The organism is Mesorhizobium sp. WSM4822 (genome assembly GCF_055811155.1).
In genome coordinates this window covers 241,850-260,357 of sequence record NZ_JBVVQM010000009.1, presented here as the reverse complement: position 1 = coordinate 260,357, position 18,508 = coordinate 241,850, and the positions used below count along the sequence as shown (strand labels likewise).

21 protein-coding genes are annotated in these 18,508 nt (G+C 64.7%); 10 read left to right on the top strand and 11 right to left on the bottom strand.

Annotated features, from left to right (window positions below):
• The first annotated feature begins 167 nt into the window (after positions 1 to 167).
• The gene (locus AC0L3E_RS21895) at positions 168 to 554 is read left to right on the top strand and encodes a thiol-disulfide oxidoreductase DCC family protein (RefSeq protein WP_281062020.1); all 387 of its coding nucleotides are present in this window, start codon (positions 168 to 170) and stop codon (positions 552 to 554) included.
• A 49-nt stretch (positions 555 to 603) separates the two neighbouring features.
• Here the strand turns inward: AC0L3E_RS21895 and AC0L3E_RS21890 are convergent, their stop codons facing one another.
• From AC0L3E_RS21890 to AC0L3E_RS21880, 3 genes are all read right to left on the bottom strand, one after another.
• On the bottom strand, positions 604 to 987 hold the full coding sequence (locus AC0L3E_RS21890; RefSeq protein ID WP_128307083.1) for a DUF1850 domain-containing protein: 384 nt from the start codon (positions 985 to 987) through the stop codon (positions 604 to 606).
• Entirely contained in the window at positions 984 to 3,089 is a 2,106-nt protein-coding gene (locus tag AC0L3E_RS21885) for a TRAP transporter permease (protein WP_473605597.1), read from the bottom strand. Before AC0L3E_RS21885 ends, AC0L3E_RS21890 begins: the two co-directional genes overlap by 4 nt.
• A gap of 86 nt (positions 3,090 to 3,175) precedes the next feature.
• Positions 3,176 to 4,135: a TAXI family TRAP transporter solute-binding subunit gene (locus AC0L3E_RS21880; RefSeq protein ID WP_473605596.1), complete on the bottom strand. Its 960-nt coding sequence runs from the start codon at positions 4,133 to 4,135 to the stop codon at positions 3,176 to 3,178.
• A gap of 274 nt (positions 4,136 to 4,409) precedes the next feature.
• On the opposite strand from AC0L3E_RS21880, the gene AC0L3E_RS21875 reads away from it, so the two are divergent.
• Both AC0L3E_RS21875 and AC0L3E_RS21870 read left to right on the top strand, forming a co-directional pair.
• Complete coding sequence (locus tag AC0L3E_RS21875) at positions 4,410 to 4,778, top strand: YciI family protein (protein ID WP_127267556.1); 369 nt, start codon at positions 4,410 to 4,412, stop codon at positions 4,776 to 4,778.
• Between the two features lie 7 nt (positions 4,779 to 4,785).
• Complete coding sequence (locus tag AC0L3E_RS21870; RefSeq protein WP_127382779.1) at positions 4,786 to 6,030, top strand: RNA polymerase sigma factor; 1,245 nt, start codon at positions 4,786 to 4,788, stop codon at positions 6,028 to 6,030.
• 3 nt (positions 6,031 to 6,033) lie between these two features.
• On the opposite strand, the gene AC0L3E_RS21865 is transcribed toward AC0L3E_RS21870, so the two are convergent.
• The 6 genes from AC0L3E_RS21865 to hrcA all read right to left on the bottom strand — a co-directional run bounded on the left by AC0L3E_RS21865 (position 6,034) and on the right by hrcA (position 11,613).
• The gene (locus AC0L3E_RS21865; protein WP_127267554.1) at positions 6,034 to 6,660 is read right to left on the bottom strand and encodes a glutathione S-transferase family protein; all 627 of its coding nucleotides are present in this window, start codon (positions 6,658 to 6,660) and stop codon (positions 6,034 to 6,036) included.
• Positions 6,661 to 6,790: 130 nt separating this feature from the next.
• Positions 6,791 to 7,771, bottom strand: a complete 981-nt coding sequence (cysK, locus tag AC0L3E_RS21860; RefSeq protein ID WP_473605595.1) for a cysteine synthase A — start codon at positions 7,769 to 7,771, stop codon at positions 6,791 to 6,793.
• A gap of 194 nt (positions 7,772 to 7,965) precedes the next feature.
• On the bottom strand, positions 7,966 to 8,583 hold the full coding sequence (locus tag AC0L3E_RS21855; protein ID WP_127331352.1) for a LysE family translocator: 618 nt from the start codon (positions 8,581 to 8,583) through the stop codon (positions 7,966 to 7,968).
• Between the two features lie 274 nt (positions 8,584 to 8,857).
• Positions 8,858 to 10,210: a PQQ-dependent sugar dehydrogenase gene (locus AC0L3E_RS21850; RefSeq protein ID WP_473605594.1), complete on the bottom strand. Its 1,353-nt coding sequence runs from the start codon at positions 10,208 to 10,210 to the stop codon at positions 8,858 to 8,860.
• 98 nt (positions 10,211 to 10,308) lie between these two features.
• Positions 10,309 to 10,506, bottom strand: a complete 198-nt coding sequence (locus AC0L3E_RS21845) for a hypothetical protein (RefSeq protein ID WP_023814156.1) — start codon at positions 10,504 to 10,506, stop codon at positions 10,309 to 10,311.
• 24 nt (positions 10,507 to 10,530) lie between these two features.
• Complete coding sequence (gene hrcA / locus AC0L3E_RS21840; protein ID WP_023814157.1) at positions 10,531 to 11,613, bottom strand: heat-inducible transcriptional repressor HrcA; 1,083 nt, start codon at positions 11,611 to 11,613, stop codon at positions 10,531 to 10,533.
• 177 nt (positions 11,614 to 11,790) lie between these two features.
• Between hrcA and rph the strand changes: the two genes are divergently transcribed.
• The 5 genes from rph to AC0L3E_RS21815 all read left to right on the top strand — a co-directional run bounded on the left by rph (position 11,791) and on the right by AC0L3E_RS21815 (position 15,745).
• A complete protein-coding gene (gene rph, locus AC0L3E_RS21835) occupies positions 11,791 to 12,507 on the top strand; it encodes a ribonuclease PH (RefSeq protein ID WP_056585385.1) in 717 nt (238 codons plus the stop codon).
• Between the two features lie 183 nt (positions 12,508 to 12,690).
• Positions 12,691 to 13,101, top strand: a complete 411-nt coding sequence (locus tag AC0L3E_RS21830) for a VOC family protein (protein WP_473605593.1) — start codon at positions 12,691 to 12,693, stop codon at positions 13,099 to 13,101.
• The gene (rdgB, locus tag AC0L3E_RS21825) at positions 13,101 to 13,748 is read left to right on the top strand and encodes an RdgB/HAM1 family non-canonical purine NTP pyrophosphatase (protein ID WP_473605592.1); all 648 of its coding nucleotides are present in this window, start codon (positions 13,101 to 13,103) and stop codon (positions 13,746 to 13,748) included. The genes AC0L3E_RS21830 and rdgB overlap by 1 nt, the downstream gene beginning before the upstream one ends.
• A complete protein-coding gene (gene hemW / locus AC0L3E_RS21820; protein WP_473605591.1) occupies positions 13,745 to 14,908 on the top strand; it encodes a radical SAM family heme chaperone HemW in 1,164 nt (387 codons plus the stop codon). The genes rdgB and hemW overlap by 4 nt, the downstream gene beginning before the upstream one ends.
• A gap of 399 nt (positions 14,909 to 15,307) precedes the next feature.
• Positions 15,308 to 15,745 (top strand): EamA family transporter, encoded by a 438-nt coding sequence (locus tag AC0L3E_RS21815; RefSeq protein WP_127269533.1) that lies wholly within the window; start codon positions 15,308 to 15,310, stop codon positions 15,743 to 15,745.
• A 73-nt stretch (positions 15,746 to 15,818) separates the two neighbouring features.
• Here AC0L3E_RS21815 and AC0L3E_RS21810 read toward each other — a convergent pair whose 3' ends face one another.
• On the bottom strand, positions 15,819 to 16,007 hold the full coding sequence (locus tag AC0L3E_RS21810) for a hypothetical protein (protein ID WP_127269534.1): 189 nt from the start codon (positions 16,005 to 16,007) through the stop codon (positions 15,819 to 15,821).
• Between the two features lie 134 nt (positions 16,008 to 16,141).
• Here AC0L3E_RS21810 and rsmI point away from each other — a divergent pair, with 134 nt between their 5' ends.
• Together rsmI and AC0L3E_RS21800 are read left to right on the top strand one after the other, a co-directional pair.
• Positions 16,142 to 17,071 carry a 16S rRNA (cytidine(1402)-2'-O)-methyltransferase gene (rsmI, locus tag AC0L3E_RS21805; protein WP_292457151.1) on the top strand — a complete coding sequence of 310 codons (930 nt, stop codon included), beginning with the start codon at positions 16,142 to 16,144 and terminating at the stop codon, positions 17,069 to 17,071.
• Positions 17,064 to 17,441, top strand: coding sequence for a YraN family protein (locus AC0L3E_RS21800; protein ID WP_127269758.1), 378 nt, complete (start codon positions 17,064 to 17,066; stop codon positions 17,439 to 17,441). Before rsmI ends, AC0L3E_RS21800 begins: the two co-directional genes overlap by 8 nt.
• A 173-nt stretch (positions 17,442 to 17,614) precedes the next feature.
• On the opposite strand, the gene AC0L3E_RS21795 is transcribed toward AC0L3E_RS21800, so the two are convergent.
• Positions 17,615 to 18,421: an undecaprenyl-diphosphate phosphatase gene (locus AC0L3E_RS21795; RefSeq protein WP_127269760.1), complete on the bottom strand. Its 807-nt coding sequence runs from the start codon at positions 18,419 to 18,421 to the stop codon at positions 17,615 to 17,617.
• Positions 18,422 to 18,508: the final 87 nt, after the last annotated feature.

Sequence of the window (18,508 nt, the reverse complement as noted above, 5' to 3'; positions counted from 1 at the left end):
CTCTCGCCGACAGGCGCCGTGCGACATCGCCACGGCTTTGATACCGACGCTGGCCGGCTTAGTGTCATAGGACACGAGCAGCCGAGGCCAGCGTGACCGACCATTCCCAACCCAGTCGACCCCAGTCAAATCGTCCCTCCGGAACAACTCTCGACGCACGCCATCGATTGATCGTTTTCGATGGCGTCTGCGTGCTCTGCTCAGGCTTCGTGCGCATGGTGGTCAGGCTCGATCGCCAAGGCCGTTTCCGCTTCGCCACCGCGCAGTCGCCCTTCGGTGAAACGCTGTTTCGGAAGCACGGACTGCGCACGGACTCTTACGAAACCAACCTCGTCCTGATCGACGGCGTCGCCTTCACGCGGCTCGACAGCTTCGTCGCTGTCATGGCGGAACTCGGCTGGCCCTGGCGGGCGGCAAAAACGCTGCTGCTGCTGCCGCGCCCGCTGCGCGACTGGCTCTATGAGCGCGTTGCCAGGAATCGCAACGCGCTGTTCGGCAGGAAGGACAGCTGCGAGGTTCCTTCTCCGGAGCTGCGCGAGCGGTTCCTTGACTGAGGATGTGGCTGCTGGAGAACGAGCCGCCGCTCAGCGCATTGATCGGGCGTTATCGCGGTTGGCTCGAACCGGTGGATTCGCACGGCTTCAGCACGAACGCGTCGCCGGCCCCCTTGCCCAATTCCCGGCAGCCTTGAACCGAGCACAGCGTCCAGCCGTCGCCGGTTGCGCCGGAGGCGGCGAGTATGACGCGCCGCTGTGGGCCGACCGTGGGCGTATAGGCCCACCAGCTATTCTTCAGCACCGCGCCTTCCGGTGGCTCCATGCCGGCGCCCGAGCCCTTGACCCGCGCCTCGACCAACTGCAGGCCGATAGGCGTGACCTTCCAGTCTTCCTCCCAACGCGTCCGTTCCACCGAATGCGTCCAGGACAGCGTAAAGGCGGCGACGGAGAACGTCACCATCTTGCCGGCGGCCAGGATGCAAAGGCTCATGTTTTGACTGAAGCCTGCCGCGCACGAAAGCAGTGCCAGCCGATCCAGGCCAGCGCCAGCGCCCAGCCGGCCTCGTCGGTCAGCGGTACCGCGGCGACCAGAAGCACGCCGGCGGCGAAGGCAAGCAGGCGTTCCCACCCCGCCATGCGGCGGGCGAGAAAGCCGACGGCGGCGGCACCCCACAGCACGATGCCCATGCAGGCCTTGGCGACGATGTAGGCGACCTCGACGGGATAGCCGAACTGGGCGGCGATCGGCCCGGCGTCCTGCAGCATCAGAGCCGGCGTGTAGACCGCCATGAACGGCACGACGAAGCCGGCAATGGCGAGTTTAGTCGCCTGGATGCCGATCTTCAGGCCACTTTCCCTAGCCATGGGTGCCGCGGCAAAGGCGGCCAGCGCCACTGGCGGCGTCAGATCGGCCATGATGCCGAAATAGAAGACGAACATGTGGCTGACCAGCAGCGGCACGCCGAGTTCCAGCAGCGCCGGCCCGGCCAGCGACGAGGTGATGATGTAGTTGGGAATGGTCGGGATGCCCATGCCCAGCACCAGGCAGGTGAGCATGGTCAGCAACAGCGACAGGAACAGATTGTTCTCGCCGATCGAGATGATCCAGCCGATGAAGGTCGAAGCGATGCCGGTCAGCGTCAGCGTGCCGATGACGATGCCGACGATGGCGCAGGCAATGCCGACCGGCAGCGCGTTCTTGGCCCCTTCGGCAAGCGAGTCGACGCAGATTTGCAGCGTCTCGCGGCCGCCCCTGAAGGTGAAGCAGGCGACGACCAGCGCGGCGATGACGGCGCCGAGAAGGTTGACGCCGAACTTCATGAACGAGGCGGCGGCAAGCCCGAGCGCGATCCAGAAGACGATGCGGAAAGCGAGCGGTCCGATCGCTGCTGCCAGCGGCGTGCCGAGGATGAGCACGATGGTCAGCGCCAGGCCCATCGTGCCGGCGAAGATCGGCGTGTAGCCGGCAAACAGCAGATAGATCAGCGCTGCCAGCGGCAGCACCAGCGGCCAGTGTTGCCGCACCGCGTCCCACGGATTGGGCAGATCCGCCTTGGCCATGCCGTGCAGACCGGCCTTGCCGGCTTCCAGATGCACCTGCCAGAAGCAGGCGCCGAAATAGAGCAGCGCCGGGATGATCGCCGCCTTGACCACCTCGGCATAAGGCACGTTCAGCGTCTCGGCCATGATGAAGGCGACCGCGCCCATCACCGGCGGCATGATCTGGCCACCCATCGAGGAGGTCGCCTCGACGGCGCCGGCAAAGGCCGGGCGGAAGCCGAAGCGCTTCATCAGCGGGATGGTGAACTGGCCGCTGGCCACGACATTGGCGACGCCCGAGCCGGAAATCGTGCCCATCAGCGCCGACGACAGCACGCAGACCTGCGCCGGGCCGCCGCGCCACGTGCCGACAAGGCCGAGCGCGAAATCGTTGAACAGCGCGATCATGCCGGCACGTTCGAGGAAGGCGGCAAAGACGACGAAGATGAAGATGTAGGCGGCCGAGACATAGATCGGCGTGCCGTAGATGCCTTCGGTGCCGTAGGCGAAGGTGTCCACCAGCTGGGCGAAATCATAGCCGCGATGGACGAGCGGCGGCGGCAGATGGTTGCCGAAAAAGCAGTAGGCGAGAAAGATGAGGGCGATAACCGCCAGCGGCAGCCCCATCAGCCGCCGCGCCGCCTCGAAGACCAGCACCACCAGCACCGCGCCGACGATGAGATCCGGCGTGGTCAGGAAGCCGGAGCGGCGGATGAGGTCGGTGTAGAACACCCAATTGTACAGGCCGGTGCCGAAGCCGAGCGCGCCGAGCGACCAGAATATGGCCTTGGCCGGCAGGCTCTTGGTACGCAGATTGGCGATCAGGCCGAAGCCGAGCAGCAGCAGGAAGCCGACATGCATCGCCCGCACCACCTGGCTCGGAATGCTGCCATAGGCGGCGACATAGATCTGGAACACGGAAAAGGCGACGGCGATGAGAAAGGCGGCCTTGCCGGCGATGCCGTCGCCGAAGCCCGGCGGCAGGCCTTCGACCTGTTCTTCGACGGCAGGCAGATGGAAGGTGGTGGATTTGCCGTCGGTTATTTCGCTCATCCGACGCACTCCAAAGCAAGCGAATTGTAGCGCCAGGAGCCCCCCTCTGCCCTGCCGGGCATCTCAGATAGCCGAGCCATGTTCCGCTATTTCAACAACCCCTTCTCCTTGTAATAACGTTCAGCGCCGGGGTGCAGCGGCACCGGCATGCCGTCGAGCGCCTTGGCCTGGTCGATCGCCTTGGCGGCGGCATGGGCCGCGGCAAGCTGGTCGAGATGGTCGAATATCAGCTTGGTCATCTGATAGGCGGTCTCGTCGGAGACATCGGCGCGGGTGATGAGGAAATTGCCGACGGCGGCGGTGGCGACATCCTCGCTCTGGCCCTCATAGGTACCCTTGGGAATGACCACCGAAAGATAGGGCGAGCCGATCTTCGCAACATCCTCGGCCGGCACCGCCACGACATTGATCGGCACCGAGGTGGCGAGGTCGCGGATCGAGGCGACGCCGAGTCCGGCCGATTGCAGAGTGGCGTCGAGCTGCCGGTTTTTGATCAGCTCGACCGATTCGGCGAAGGGCAGGTATTCGACCCGGCCGAGATCCTCGTATTTCAGCCCCGCGGCGGCGAAGATCGCGCGCGCATTGAGTTCGGTGCCCGACGCCGGTGCGCCGACCGACAGGCTCTTGCCCTTGAGGTCGGCCAGCGTCTTGATGCCGGACTCCTGGCTGGCGACGATCTGGATGTAATTGGGATAGATGGCGGCGATGCCGCGCAATTTGTCGAGCTTGCCTGGGAAACCGGCCTCGGCATTGCCTTCGGCGGCCATCTTGACGGAATCGCCGAGCGCAAAGGCGATCTCGCCCTTGCCCTGCTGCAGCAGATTGAGGTTTTCAACCGAAGCCTTGGTCGCCTGCACCTGGGCGCGCGCGCCTTCGATGCCCTTGCCGTAGATTTCCGAAAGCGCCACGCCGAGCGGATAATAGACGCCGGATGTGCCGCCGGTCAGCACGTTGATGAATTCCTGGGCCTTGGCTGAGACAGCGCCCAGGCCAAGTGAAAGCGCCACCGCGCCGGCCGCAACGAATTTCGTTCTGAAATGCAACATCTGATCTCCTCCCTGGAATATCGACGACCGCACCGCCTCCCTGGATGCGAACCGGGGCGAGTTTAGACAGCGGGCCGCAAATGCCAACCCGCAATTGTGCTCGTTAGACGAACGGTTGAGGGATCAGGGTGACGGATCCGCAAAGAGATGGCGGCTTGCGCTAAAAGCCATCGGAGGCGAAAGTTTTTTCGAGCGGCCTGTCGAAATCGGATGCTGCCGCGCGACATACGTCCGGCTCGCAACGACGCGGCCTTCGAAACAACGGGAGAAGACCATGCGATACATGATTTTGATTTACGCCGACGAAGCCGCGATGGCGAATGCCCCGGCCGAGGCGACCTACCAGATGAGTGCCGCCTATGGCGCCTATACTGAGGCCCTGAAGAAATCCGGCGCGTGGCTGGCCGGTGACCGGCTGCGCCCGAGTCAGGCGACCACCTCGGTTCGGGTGGCTGGTGGCAAGACCAACGTCCTCGACGGCCCCTATGCTGACACCAAGGAGCAGCTTGCAGGCTTCTACATGATCGAGGCCGCGGATGCCGACGCCGCGATCGCCTGGGCGGCGCGCTGCCCGGCGGCCAGCGCCGGCACTGTCGAGCTGCGGCCGATCTGGGAACTGACCGAGTACCTGTCTGAGAAATGACGATGTGATGGACAGTCGCTCCGAGACCGCCCGGGCGGCCGCCGAGGCTGCCGCCCGGCAGAGCTACGGCAAGCTGGTCGCCTGGCTCGCTGCGCGCACGCGCGACGTGGCCGCCGCCGAGGACGCGCTGGCCGATGCCTTTGCCGCCGCCCTCGAGCGCTGGCCGCGAACCGGCGTGCCGGAAAAGCCGGAAGCCTGGCTGCTGGCGGTGGCGCGGCGGCGCCGTGTCGATGCGGTGCGGCGGCGGCTCACCAGCGAGGCCGGTCGCGAGCATCTCAAGCTGATTGCGCAGGAGGCGGAGGCACGCATGACCGAGGAAGACCTGCCCGACGATCGGCTGCGGCTGATGTTCGCTTGCGCCCATCCGGCGATCGAATCGAGCGTACGTTCGCCGCTCATTCTGCAGACGGTGCTGGGGTTCGACGCCGCGACGATCGCCTCCGCCTTCCTGGTCTCGCCCGCAACCATGGGCCAGCGCCTGGTGCGGGCCAAGAGCCGCATCCGTGAAACCGGCATTCCGTTCCGCGTGCCGGAGCGGGCCGAACTCGGCGAAAGGCTGGACGCGGTGCTGGAGGCGATCTATGCCGCCTTCGCCGAAGGCTGGTCCGATCCGGCCGGCACCGAAACGCGGCGCCGCAACCTGGCGACCGAAGGCATCTGGCTCGGCCGGCTGGTGGCCTCGCTGATGCCGGAGGAACCGGAGGCACTGGGCCTGTTGTCGCTGATGCTGTTTGCCGAGTCTCGCCGCGCCGCACGGCGCAGCGCCGAAGGCGACTTCGTGCCGTTGGCGGAGCAGGATTGCCTTCTATGGGACCGTGCCCTCATCGACGAGGCGGAAGCGCTGCTTTCCCACGCAGCGGCCAAGGGCGTCATCGGCCGCTACCAGCTTGAGGCGGCCGTGCAGTCCGCGCATGCGGCACGAAGGCTCACCGGCCGCACCGACTGGGTGGCGATCCAGGAACTCTACGACGCGCTGCTTTCGATCGCAGGATCGCCGGTGGTGGCGATAAACCGCGCGGTGGCGATCGCCGAGGCCGAGGGCGCAGTGGCCGGATTGGCGGCTCTTTACGTGCTGGGCGACGACAAGCGGCTTGACGAGTACCAGCCCTATTGGGCCGCACGCGCCGGTCTGCTGGCCAGGCTTGGTCAGGTACCGCAAGCCTGCGAAGCCTATGACCGGGCGATCGGCCTCGAGCGCGACCCGGCGGTGCGCCGGTTCCTGCAAGGAAAAAGAGCGGTGCTCAGAAATTGAGCTTCAGCCCGGCCACATCTCGTGCGAGGTGTTGAGCGTCTTCATCAGCGGATGGTCGCGCAACCGCGCCCACAGGCGTTCGATGTTCGGCCATGCCGTCCGCGCGCTGTCGATGTCGGGATACCAGGCCACCAGCATGACCAGATAGATGTCGGCCAGCGACATCCGGTCACCGACCAGCCAGTCACGGCCTTCGAGCGCGGCATCGAGAACGGCAAAGCCGCGGTCCATCTCGGCCACGGCCGCCTGCTTGACCGCCTTGGTGCCTTCGGGATCGGCAGTGTAGCGGTATGCGTAGTAGAAACGCAGCACCGCCGAATAGAGCACAGACGACATAAAGGCCATCCAGCGCAGGAAATCCGCGCGGGCAGGCGCTTCTGCTCCCGGCGCCAAATTGGCGTCGGGGTGGCGCTCGGCAAGCACGATGCAGATCGCCGCCGATTCGGTCATCGAGCTTCCGTCGGGCAAGGTCAGCACCGGCACCTGGTTCAACGGACTGATGTCGAGGAAGGCGGGATCGGGCCGGTCGGTCTTCGGCACGTCGATCTGCTCAAATGGTACATTGGCCAGCGCCAGCGCCGCCTCGACCACGAAGCCGCCGCTGCCGGGACGGGTATAAAGCTTGTACATAAATTCTCCCCCGGCCCGCGCAAAGCAGGCCGGGGGAGATATGAACCGGAAGCGGTGTGGCGCTCAAGCCGCTGATGGCGGCCACGGGCGTTTTTTCAGCGGGCCAGCTTGGTCGCGAAGAAGCGTCGGATTACGATCCCAGCCCCTCGAACAGGATGGTCGACAGATAACGCTCGGCGAAGGACGGGATGACCACCACAAGGTTTTTGCCTTTGTTCTCCGGCCGCGAGCCGACGACGATGGCCGCCTGCAGGGCGGCGCCGGAAGAGATGCCGACCGGCACGCCTTCGAGGCGGGCGACGAGGCGGGCATTGGCCACGGAATCCTCGTTCGACACTTTGACGATCTCGTCATAGATCGTCGTGTCGAGGATTTTGGGCGCAAAGCCGGCGCCGATGCCCTGGATCTTGTGCGGGCCGGGCTGGCCGCCCGACAGAACAGGCGAGGAGTCCGGCTCGACGGCGACGACATGCACGGAGGGCTTGCGCGTCTTCAGCACCTGGCCGACGCCGGTGATGGTGCCGCCGGTGCCGATGCCGGCGACGAAGATGTCGACCTCGCCATGCGTATCGTTCCAGATTTCCTCGGCCGTCGTCGTGCGATGGATTTCTGGATTGGCCGGGTTCTCGAACTGCTGCGGGATGATCGCGTTGGGGATCGTCGCTGCCAGTTCGTCGGCCTTGGCGATGGCGCCCTTCATACCTTTCGGGCCTTCTGTCAGCACCAGCTCGGCGCCCAGCAGCGCCAGCATTTTCCGGCGCTCGATCGACATCGTTTCGGGCATCGTCAGGATCAGCTTGTAGCCCTTGGCGGCAGCGGCGAAGGCAAGCGCAATGCCGGTGTTGCCCGACGTCGGTTCGATCAGCGTGGTCTTGCCGGGAGAGATCTTGCCCGACGCCTCCAGCGCCTCGATCATCGCCACGCCGATGCGGTCCTTGACCGAGGCGATCGGATTGAAGAATTCGAGCTTGGCGATGAGATTGGCGACGATGCCCTTTTCCCGGGCGAACTTGTCGAGCCGCACCAGGGGCGTATCGCCGATCGTGTCGGTGATGGAATCGTAGACGCGGCCGCGGCCGGGCACGCGGGCTGATGTGGCGGGCTTCTTCATTTGTTTCGCTCCCAGAACTTCAGGCGAGTAAGGATTTCAGGCAAGTGGAATTGCAGGCAAGATAGGACCTTCGACCGCGCAAGATAGACTGTCGATTGAAAATATCCGAGTGGGACCTGTGTCTAAAACAGTGCCGTCTCGGAAAAGCATTTCCCGCAAAGGCCTGTTTGCGAAATGCTTTGGCCGAAAGCTCGCTATTGGCGGGCGGCAATCGCTGCAGCGGCACCGACCATGAAACCGGCAGCCGTGCGGTTCAGCGCCTTGAGCGCGCGCGGAGATTTCAGGAACCAGCGCGCCTTGGCGGCCAGCGCAAGATACGGCACCAGCACCACCAACAGCACCACAACGGTCAGCGCGACGAGGATACCATAGTCTGCCAGCGTGATGGTTTTCAGGTCGACGATGGTCGGCGTGATGGCGAGATAGAAGATCATCGTCTTCGGATTGCCGAGCGTGACAGTCAGGCCGGCGGCAAAGCTCGACAGCAATCCCGCCCTGCCCGTTCGGGCCTCGACGGTCTCGGGCGTGATGCCGCTGTTCCAGAAGCGCCAGCCTAGGAAGGCGAGATAGGCGACGCCGAGCCACTTGATGGCCAGGAAAACCATGCCGAAACTCTGTGCGACGAAGGCGAGGCCGAGCACCACGGCGGTCAGATAGGTGATGTCGCCAACCATCAGGCCAAAGGACATCGCCAGCGACGAGCGGAAGCCGGAGCCGAGCGCACGCGCGACCAGAGCGGTGATGCCGGGACCAGGGATCGCGGCTGCGATGCCGAGGGCGGCGCTGTAGGCGAGGAATCCGGTAAGGGTCATGGCATTCGTCTCAGATCAGAATGCCTTGTCGCATGGGACCGGCTAAGATTGAATTCCCTGGGGTCGGATTCTATTGCACCAGATATCGGGGGCCTCGCCTTACGAAGCCCCCTCATCCGGCCGCTTCGCGGCCACCTTCTCCCCGCTGGGGAGAAGAGACGAGCACGGGCCCGCCTACCTCCTCTACCCGCCGGGGAGAGGGCGGATTGTCCCGAATTGCTCTTCGCAATTCGGTTGGCAATCCGGGTGAGGGGGCCTGCGCTACCCGAGCAGATCAGGAGCGACCGTCGCCATGGGTGACACGCCAGATGGTGCCGTTGCCGTCCTCGCTGACGATCAGCGCGCCGTCGTTCGCCACCGCTACGCCGACCGGCCGGCCCCAGACCTCGCCGTTGGAGACGACGAAGCCGGTGATGAAATCCTCATATTCGCCGGTCGGCTTGCCGTCCTTGAACAGCAATCGCACCACCTTGTAGCCGGTCCGGTTGCCGCGGTTCCATGAACCGTGCAGAGCGACGAAAGCATCGCCCTTGTATTCGGCCGGAAAGCTCTTCCCTTCGTAGAAGGCGATGTTGAGCGGAGCCGAATGCGCCTGCATCAGCACATCGGGAACGGTCGTTTTGCCGGCAAGATCGGGGCGCTCACCCTTGTGGCGCGGATCCTCATTGTCGCCGATATAGTACCAGGGCCAGCCATAGAAGGCGCCCTCCTTGACCACGGTTGCGTATTCGGGCGGCACATTGTCGCCAAGCGCATCGCGTTCGTTGACGACGCACCACAGCGCGCCGGTCGCCGGCTGCACGGTCATGCCCGAGCAGTTGCGCAGGCCGGTGGCAAGGATGCGGCCATTCTTGCCATCGGGATCGAAGGCCAGCACGCCGGCGCGGCCGTCCTCGGATCCCCATGTGGCGCCGAGCGGCTGCGACTTCGCCCAGGCGTCGAGGCCGCCCTTCGGTTCCTTGCCCATGCGCTCGGCGACATTCGATCCCGAGCCGACCGACAGATAAAGCGTCTTGCCATCCGGCGAGAAGGTGATGTCGCGGGTCCAGTGATGACTGGCAGGGATGTTGCCGACGATGGTTTCCGGATCGCCGGAGGCCTTCAGGTCGCCATTGCGGTACGCAAAGCGCACGATGCTGTCGCTGTTGGCGACATAGACCCATTGCGGGTCAGCGCCCGGCGGATAGAAGGCAATGCCATAGGGCCGTTTGAGACTGCCGGCAAAGATGCTGTCCTGCACAGGGCTCGCACCGCCTTCGGCGAGGCGATAGATGCGGACCTGGTTGGCTTTGCTGTCGGCGACGAACAGGTCTCCGTTCGGCGCGACGCGCACGACGCGTGGATTGTCGATGCCCGATGCAACCAGCTCGGCCGAGAACCCCGGCGGCAGTTGCAGCTTCGCGTCTGCCGGCATGTCCGCAACGCCGGCGCTGTTAGAGGTCGATCTGTTGGCATAGGGCTTAGGCAGATCATCCGGTTCGATCAGGCGGCGTGTGCCCGGCTTGTCCGCTCGCCAGTCACCGAAGGCGTCCGCGCCTTTCAGCACCGGCTCGTCCGCCTGCTGGGCGAATGAAGCGGTCGAGAGAAACAGTGCGGCGGAAAGTGCGGGGCCGGCAAAACGCATCATTCGGTCCTCCAATGTTTGGGCGTGAAAACAGGAACGACCGGTTTCGTCGATCGTTCCACGGCACATGATGAGGTGGAGGAAGCTCCCGGTTTCCCGGTTCAGGTCCCGGCGGCGTAAAAATCGTCGTCGAGGCGTTTTTCCAACTCGACGAGGTCGGCCGGCAGCGGCAGGCCCATGGCGCGCATTTCCTGCAGTTTTTCGCGCAACTGCTCCTGGATCTCGTGCTGGTCTTCCGGCTGGTTGACCATCTCCTCCAGCAGGAGGCTGATCCGGGCCTTGAATTCTTCGAGCGCCATCATCGTCTCCTCGGTTGGATCAGCTCAGCGCAGCATGCGGGAAATCAGCTGCGCCGTATAGTCGACCATTGGGACGATGCGCGCGTAATTCAGCCGGGTCGGGCCGATGACGCCGAGCGCGCCGACGACGCGGGCATCCTTGTCGCGATAAGGCGCCACCACCAGCGACGAGCCCGACAGCGAAAACAGCTTGTTCTCCGAGCCGATGAAGATGCGCACGCCCGAGCCCTGCTCGGCGAGGTCAAGCAGCTGGATAAGCCCGTCCTGCGTCTCCATGTCCTCGAACAGATGCCGCAGCAGTTCGATGTCGGCCTGGGCGGTGACGTTTTCGAGCAGATTGGCGCGCCCGCGCACGATGAGCCGTGCCGGCAGGCCGCTGTCGGCGCCGGCCCACACCGCCAGCCCCTTCTCGACCAGGTCCTGCGACAGCGTGTCGAGCGCGGCCCTGGTTTCTTCCTTGATGCGGGCGATCTCGATCCGCGCCTCGGCCAGCGTGCGGCCGCGTATATGGGCGTTGAGGAAATTCGAGGCCTCGTGCAGTTGCGAGACGGTGATGCCGGCGGGCAGCTCGACGACGCGGTTTTCGACGTCGCCATTCTGCGACACCAGCACCGCCAGCGCCTTGGTCGGTTCGAGCTGGATGAATTCGATGTGCTTCAGCGCCACCTCGTTCTTCGCGGCCAGCACCAGGCCGGCGCCGCGCGACATGCCCGACAGCATCTGGCTGGCCTCGGTCAGCATGTGTTCCAGCGTCGCGCCCGAGCCGGACGCCCGCACCTGTGCCTCGATGGCGCGGCGCTCCTCGTCGGAAAGGTCGCCAAGCTCCATGAAGGCATCGACGAAGAAACGCAGGCCGGCCTGCGTCGGCAGCCGGCCGGCCGAAATGTGCGGCGCGTAGATCAGGCCGAGATGCTCGAGGTCGCTCATGACGTTGCGGATGGTCGCCGGCGACAGCGAGGACGGCAGGATGCGCGACAGGCTGCGCGAGCCCACGGGTTCGCCGTCTCTTAGATAGGAGTCGACGATACGCCGGAAGATGTCGCGCGAACGCATGTCGAGCGACTGGAGCGCGGGCGACTGCGAAGCGGGATCGACTGCCTTGGTCATACGGCCAAAAACCTCCGGCCCAAGGATACAGACTTACACTGCACCCGCGCAACCCGGTGTCTGTGTGAGATCACCCGGTGTCTGAGTCCGATCGTCAGGCCATTTTCCTTTGCGCCACGGGGCCCATGCGGTTACAAGCCGGCCAAGATTCCGAAAAATGACAAGAAAGCAGCCTGAATGCGCCCTTCCAAACGCCAATTCGACGAAATGCGTGCCATCTCCTTCGAGCGCGGCGTCTCCAAGCATGCCGAAGGCTCATGCCTGGTGAAGTTCGGCGACACGCATGTCCTGTGCACGGCCAGCCTCGAGGAAAAAGTGCCGGGCTGGATGCGCAATTCCGGCAAGGGCTGGGTGACGGCGGAATACGGCATGCTGCCGCGCTCGACCGGCGAGCGCATGCGCCGCGAGGCTTCGGCCGGCAAGCAGGGCGGCCGCACGCTCGAAATCCAGCGGCTGATCGGCCGTTCCCTGCGCGCCGTGGTCGACCTGCAGGCGCTTGGCGAGCAGCAGATCACCGTCGACTGCGACGTCATCCAGGCCGATGGCGGCACCCGCACCGCATCGATCACCGGCGGCTGGGTGGCGCTGTATGACTGCCTGCGCTGGATGGAAGCGCGCCAGATGGCCAGCGTCGCCAAGGTGCTGAAGGACCATGTCGCGGCGATCTCCTGCGGCATCCATGACGGCCAGCCGGTCATCGACCTCGACTATATCGAGGATTCTTCGGCCGGCACCGACGCCAATTTCGTCATGACCGGCAAGGGCGGCATCGTCGAGATCCAGGGCACCGCCGAGGGCGAGCCCTTTTCGGAAGAGCAGTTCGCCGACTTGATGGGTCTGGCCAAGAAGGGCATCCAGAGGTTGGTGAGTTTGCAGCAGATGGCGGTGGCTTAGTTTTTCGATGCCGAATTTGAGCGCCCCCCTCTGGCCTGCCGGCCATCTCCCCCTCAAGTGGGGAGATTGGCGACTTCTGCGTTGTCGCGCAACGTGCAACGCCGGAGATTGGCGAATACCGAAATGGCATCCGATCTCCCCCCTTGAGGGGGAGATGGCCGGCAGGCCAGAGGGGGGCGCCTCGTGACGCCCTCGGCCATCCTTGAATCCGCTCTCTACGTCACCGATCTTCCCGCAGCGGAAACCTTCTACACCGACATCCTCGGCCTCAATCTCCTCGGCAAGGTCGACGGCCGCCACCTCTTCTTCCACTGCGGGCCGGGCGTGCTGCTCGTCTTCAACGCCGAGGCGACGAAAGTGCCGCCGGCGCCTGACGCCAGGCTGCCGGTGCCGCCGCATGGCGCGGTCGGCGAGGGCCATCTGTGCTTTGCTGCGACCGCCGATGAAATCGCCGGCTGGAAAGCCCATCTGGAGGCAAAGAAGATCGCCATCGAGAGCGAATTCGAGTGGCCGCAGGGCGGCCGTTCGATCTATATACGCGACCCCTCGGGCAATTCGATCGAATTCGCCGAGCCACGAATCTGGGGCCTTTGATGCATTCTCTTGATGGCAAGAAGATCGTCGTCGCCAGCCACAATGAAGGCAAGCTGCGCGAATTCGCGGACCTGATGGGGCCGTTCGGCTTCGAAGCGAAGTCGGCCAAGGAGTATGGCCTGCCGGAGCCGGATGAGACCGGCACCACTTTCGAGGAGAACGCCTACATCAAGGCGCTCGCCGCCGCCAAGGCGACCGGCCTGCCGGCGCTGTCGGACGATTCCGGCCTATGCGTCGACGCGCTTGATGGCGCGCCCGGCGTCTACACCGCCAACTGGGCCGAAACCCCGGATGGCAGCAGAGATTTCGGCATGGCCATGCAACGCACCGAAGTGGCGCTGCAGGAAGTCGGAGCGGCCTTGCCGCAACAGCGCAAGGGACGCTTCGTTGCCGTCATCTGTCTGGCGTTTCCCGACGGCGAGGCCGAATATTATCGCGGTGAGGCCGAAGGCACGCTGGTCTGGCCGCCGCGCGGCGAACTCGGCTTCGGTTACGACCCGGTCTTCCTCCCCGACGGCTTCGAAAAGACCTTCGGCGAAATGAGCGCCGAGGAAAAGCACGGCTGGAAGCCCGGCCAGCCGACGGCGCTGTCGCATCGCGCTCGCGCCTTCCAGAAGTTCGCCAAAGCGAGATTGGGCTCGGCATGAGCATGCTGCTCGACCGGACGCCCGGCTTCGGCGTCTATGTCCACTGGCCGTTCTGCGCGGCCAAATGCCCCTATTGCGACTTCAACAGCCATGTCCGCCACCAGCCGGTCGACCAGGAGCGCTTTGCCGCCGCCTTCGAGGCCGAATTGGCGACGATGCGCGAACGCACCGGGCCGCGCGAGGTGACCAGCGTTTTTCTCGGCGGCGGCACCCCCTCGCTGATGAAGCCGGAAACCGTGGCCAGGGTTCTGGACGCCGTGGCGAAGAACTGGACTGTGCCTGACGGCATCGAGGTGACGCTGGAGGCCAATCCGTCCTCGGTCGAGGCCGAACGCTTTCGCGGCTACCGGGCGGCCGGCGTCAATCGCGTGTCGCTAGGCGTTCAGGCGCTGAATGACAAGGATTTGCGCTTCCTCGGCCGGCTGCACAATGTCGATGAGGCCCTGCACGCCATCGGCCTCGCGCGGGAAATATTCCCAAGGCTGTCCTTCGACCTCATCTACGCCCGCCCCGGTCAGACGCCGGAGGCCTGGGCATCGGAGCTGGAACAGGCGATCGGCCATGCCGCCGACCATCTGTCGCTCTACCAGCTGACCATCGAGGAAGGCACACCCTTCCACGCCCTGCACGCGGCAAAGAAATTCATCATTCCCGACAATGACCACGCCGCCGACCTCTATGCGCTGACGCAGGAGATCACCACGGCGCACGGCTTGCCGGCTTACGAGATTTCCAACCACGCAAGGCCGGGCGCCGAGAGCCGGCACAACCTCACCTATTGGCGCTATGGCGAATATGTCGGCGTCGGGCCGGGCGCGCATGGCCGCTTCGTCGAGCATGGCCGCCGCACGGTGACGATCGCCGAGCGGATGCCGGAAACCTGGGCCAATCTGGTCGAGGCCAAGGGCCATGGCGTCACCGGCGGCGAAATCCTGACGCGTTCGGAAGAGGCCGACGAATTCCTGCTGATGGGTCTGCGGCTCGCCGAAGGCATCGACCTCTCCCGCTACGAAGCGTTCTCCGGACGCGGCCTGTCGAGCGTGCGGCTGTCGATGCTGCAGGGCGAGGGGCTGGTGGCGCCGATCGGCAATTCGCGCCTGCGCGCCACGCCGGCCGGCATGATCGTGCTCGACGCGGTGGTCGCCGATCTGGCGCGGTAGGCAGGTAGCTTTGCCTGCGCCAAGCTCCTCCCGCCTCGTCATCCACGGGCGGAGCGACGCGAAGCGGCGCGCAGACCCGAGGATCCATGCCGCGACGGCTGCTGCGGGGCGTCACGGTCCAGAATGGGCATGCCTGCTCTGCCACTTGTCCCGTTCAAACAATAGATTTAGTTGCCGGCGCATCTTCTCCACGCCAGCTTTCCAGATTCTGCACCGTAGCGAAATTCAGAAGTCACGGAATGGATCCTCGGGTCTTCGCGACGTCGCTTCGCTCCTGCTCCGCCCGTGGATGACGAAGGTGGGGAAGCCTCGTCCAATCTCCGAAGCTTAGGATTGCACTTCTGAAGGCACGCGTTTCACGGTATCTCGGTTGAGACCTCATCCGCAAAGGCCACCGGCATGAACCTGACCGTATCCTCCTGGCAATTCTGGGCATTGCTCTCAGCTGCGTTCGCTGCCCTGACGGCGATCTTCGCCAAGGTTGGCATCGAGAACATCAATTCCGATTTCGCCACCTTCATCCGCACGGTCATCATCCTGATCGTGCTCGGTGCGATCCTGCTTGCCAGCGGCCAGTTCCAGTCGCCGGCCACGATCTCGGCAAAGACTTGGGCTTTCCTAGGCCTGTCCGGTCTGGCGACCGGCGCGTCATGGCTCTGCTACTTTCGGGCGCTCAAGATCGGCAATGCGGCGCAGGTGGCGCCGATCGACAAGCTAAGCGTCGTGCTTGTGGCGGTGTTTGGCGCGGCCTTTCTCGGCGAGCGGTTGTCCGGAGCGAATTGGCTTGGCGTCGCCCTTATCGCGGCGGGCGCGGTGCTGGTCGCCTATCGAGGCTAGTTGCGCGCCGTTGCGGGCATTCTTTGTTTCAAGACGGGTGATGAAGATATCGAAGCGATTGGGCATCGTCCGGTCAGTGCTCCGTCGTGCTATCGGGTTTGTTGTCGGAAAGCCTGACGTTGGTCGGCAAAGCGCTCACGGCTCGCTCTTTGGCCAGGCTGTGCTCGGTCTTGGCAGATAGGCGCTTGTCCCTGGGCGCGGCACCGCGCTTGCGGCCGGCATAGTAGGGCTCGAAAGCGTCCTGTATCTTCAGGCTGTCCATCCTGTCCTCCTCCGGAATCAGGGGGCTAATCTGCCAACGCCGGTTTGGTTCCCCACTGTGGCAAAGGAAAGGCGAATTCCTTACATCGGCGTCAGCTTTTGCAAGCCCGCGTCAGCCGTGCCAAACAGGGCTGAATGGAGAAATCATCGGTGACCGCAGAGACGAGCAAGCGCAGCTATGTGGTCGGGCAGACCGAGATCGCGGCACGGCCATTGGAGCCGGCGCTCTATCTGGTGGCGACGCCGATCGGCAATCTCGCCGACATCACGCTGCGCGCGTTGGAGACGCTGGCCGCCGCCGACATCGTTGCTTGCGAAGACACGCGGGTGTCGCGCGTGCTGCTCGACCGCTACGGCATTCGCCGCCGCACCACGGCCTATCATGAACACAATGCCGGCGAGGCCGGGCCGAAGCTGATATCGGCACTTCAGGCCGGGCAGAGCGTGGCGCTGATCTCCGATGCCGGCACGCCGCTGGTATCCGATCCCGGCTACCGGCTGGTCGGCGAGGCGCTCGACCACGGCATTCGCGTCGTGCCTATCCCCGGCCCGTCAGCGCCGCTGGCGGCCCTGACGGCATCCGGCCTGCCCTCCGATGCCTTCCTGTTCGCCGGCTTCCTGCCGGTCAAATCAGGGCAGCGGCTGACACGGCTGGAAGCACTGAAGGCCGTGCCGGCGACATTGATTTTCTTTGAATCGCCGCGCCGGCTGGCTGACTCCCTGGCTGCCATGGTCGAAGCGCTCGGCGGCGAGCGCAAGGCCGCTATCGGCAGGGAATTGACCAAGACCTTCGAAGAGATGCGAACCGGCACGCTGCAGGCGCTGGCCGACCACTATGCCGCGGCCGATACGCCGAAGGGCGAGATCGTCGTCTGCGTCGGTCCGGCCGAGGCCAGGGTCGACGAACCCGCCGACATCGACCGTCTGCTTCTGTCGCTTGCCGCCGAAATGCCGGCCTCCAAGGCGGCCGCGGAAGCCGCGAAGATGACCGGCGGCCAGAAACAGGCCCTCTATCGGCGGCTGCTTGACCTCAGGGAGACTTCTGGAGAAAGCGACAGTGGCTGAGCGCCCAAGCGTCAGCCGCCAAAAGGCCTATCGGCGCGGCCATCGCGGTGAATGGCTGGCGGCGGCAGCCCTGATGATGAAGGGCTACCGGATCCTTGCGCGCCGCCACCGCACACGCTTCGGCGAGATCGACCTGATCGCGCGGCGCGGCGATCTGGTGCTGTTCGTCGAGGTCAAGGCGCGCCGCACGCTGATGGAAGCCATGGAGGCGATCGGTCACGAATCGGAGCGTCGCATAGAAGGCGCGGCTGACATCTGGCTGTCACGCCAAGCGGACTATGGCAGATTGTCGATGCGCTTCGACATGGTCGCCGTGCTGCCTTGGCGCTGGCCGGTGCATGTCGAGAACGCGTTTTACGGGAGGAGTTGAGGGGCCACTTACGGGCGTTGCTCGCCCTTCGCTGGCTCCCTGCCCTTCGGGCGTTCAGTCCCTTCAAAAGGTCCACCGGACCTTTTGATCCGCCCGAAGGCGAACCGGGCCTTCACCGTTCGTCGTTCGGAAAGCCAAGCAATTGGCTTTCCGTCCGCTTCGCGGACCACTCCTCACCCCCAGATCATCAACGCCATCAACCCGACGCCGCCGACCACCAGCCGCCACCAGCCGAACAGCGCGTAGCCTTTGCGCGAGACGTAGTCGAGCAGGAAGCGCACGACGATGAGCGCCGTGACAAAGGCGGCGACGAAGCCGACGGCGATGATCGGCAGGTCGGCACTGCTCAGCACGTTGCGGTTCTTGAACAGGTCGAAGGCGAAGGCGCCGACCATGGTCGGGATCGCAAGGAAGAAGGAAAATTCAGCGGCAGCGCGCTTATCGACGCCCAAAAGCAGGGCGCCGACGATGGTCGAGCCCGAACGCGATGTGCCGGGAATGAGCGACAGGCACTGGAAAAGCCCGATCTGCAGGTAAAGCCGGGTCGGGAAGCGCTCGACATCGCGGTAGACCGGCTTGAGGTTCATGCGGTCCACCGCCAGCAGCACGACGCCGCCGATGATCAGCATGATGCAGATCAGCCTCGGCGATTCGAACAGCACCGTCTTGATGAAATCATGCGCCAGCGCGCCGATGATCGCCGCCGGCAGGAAGGCGATCAGGATGCCGATGGCGAAATGCCGCGTCAGCCGGTCATGCGGCAGTTCGAGCAGCATCTTCCACAGGCGGCGGAAATAGACGCTGAGGATCGCCAGGATGGCGCCGAGCTGGATCAGGATCTCGAAGGCCTTGCCGGTCGAATGGAAGCCGAGGAAATGACCGGCAAGCAGAATATGGCCGGTCGACGACACCGGGATGAACTCGGTCAACCCCTCCAGCAGGCCGAGCAGCAGGGCTTCGACGATGGTCTGGCTTTCCATGGCTACCTCGGCATTGGCGTGACGGCTGACAGAAGGGCTTGCTTGTCATGGCGTTGAAGTCCCCCTATAGGTCGCAACACCCTGACG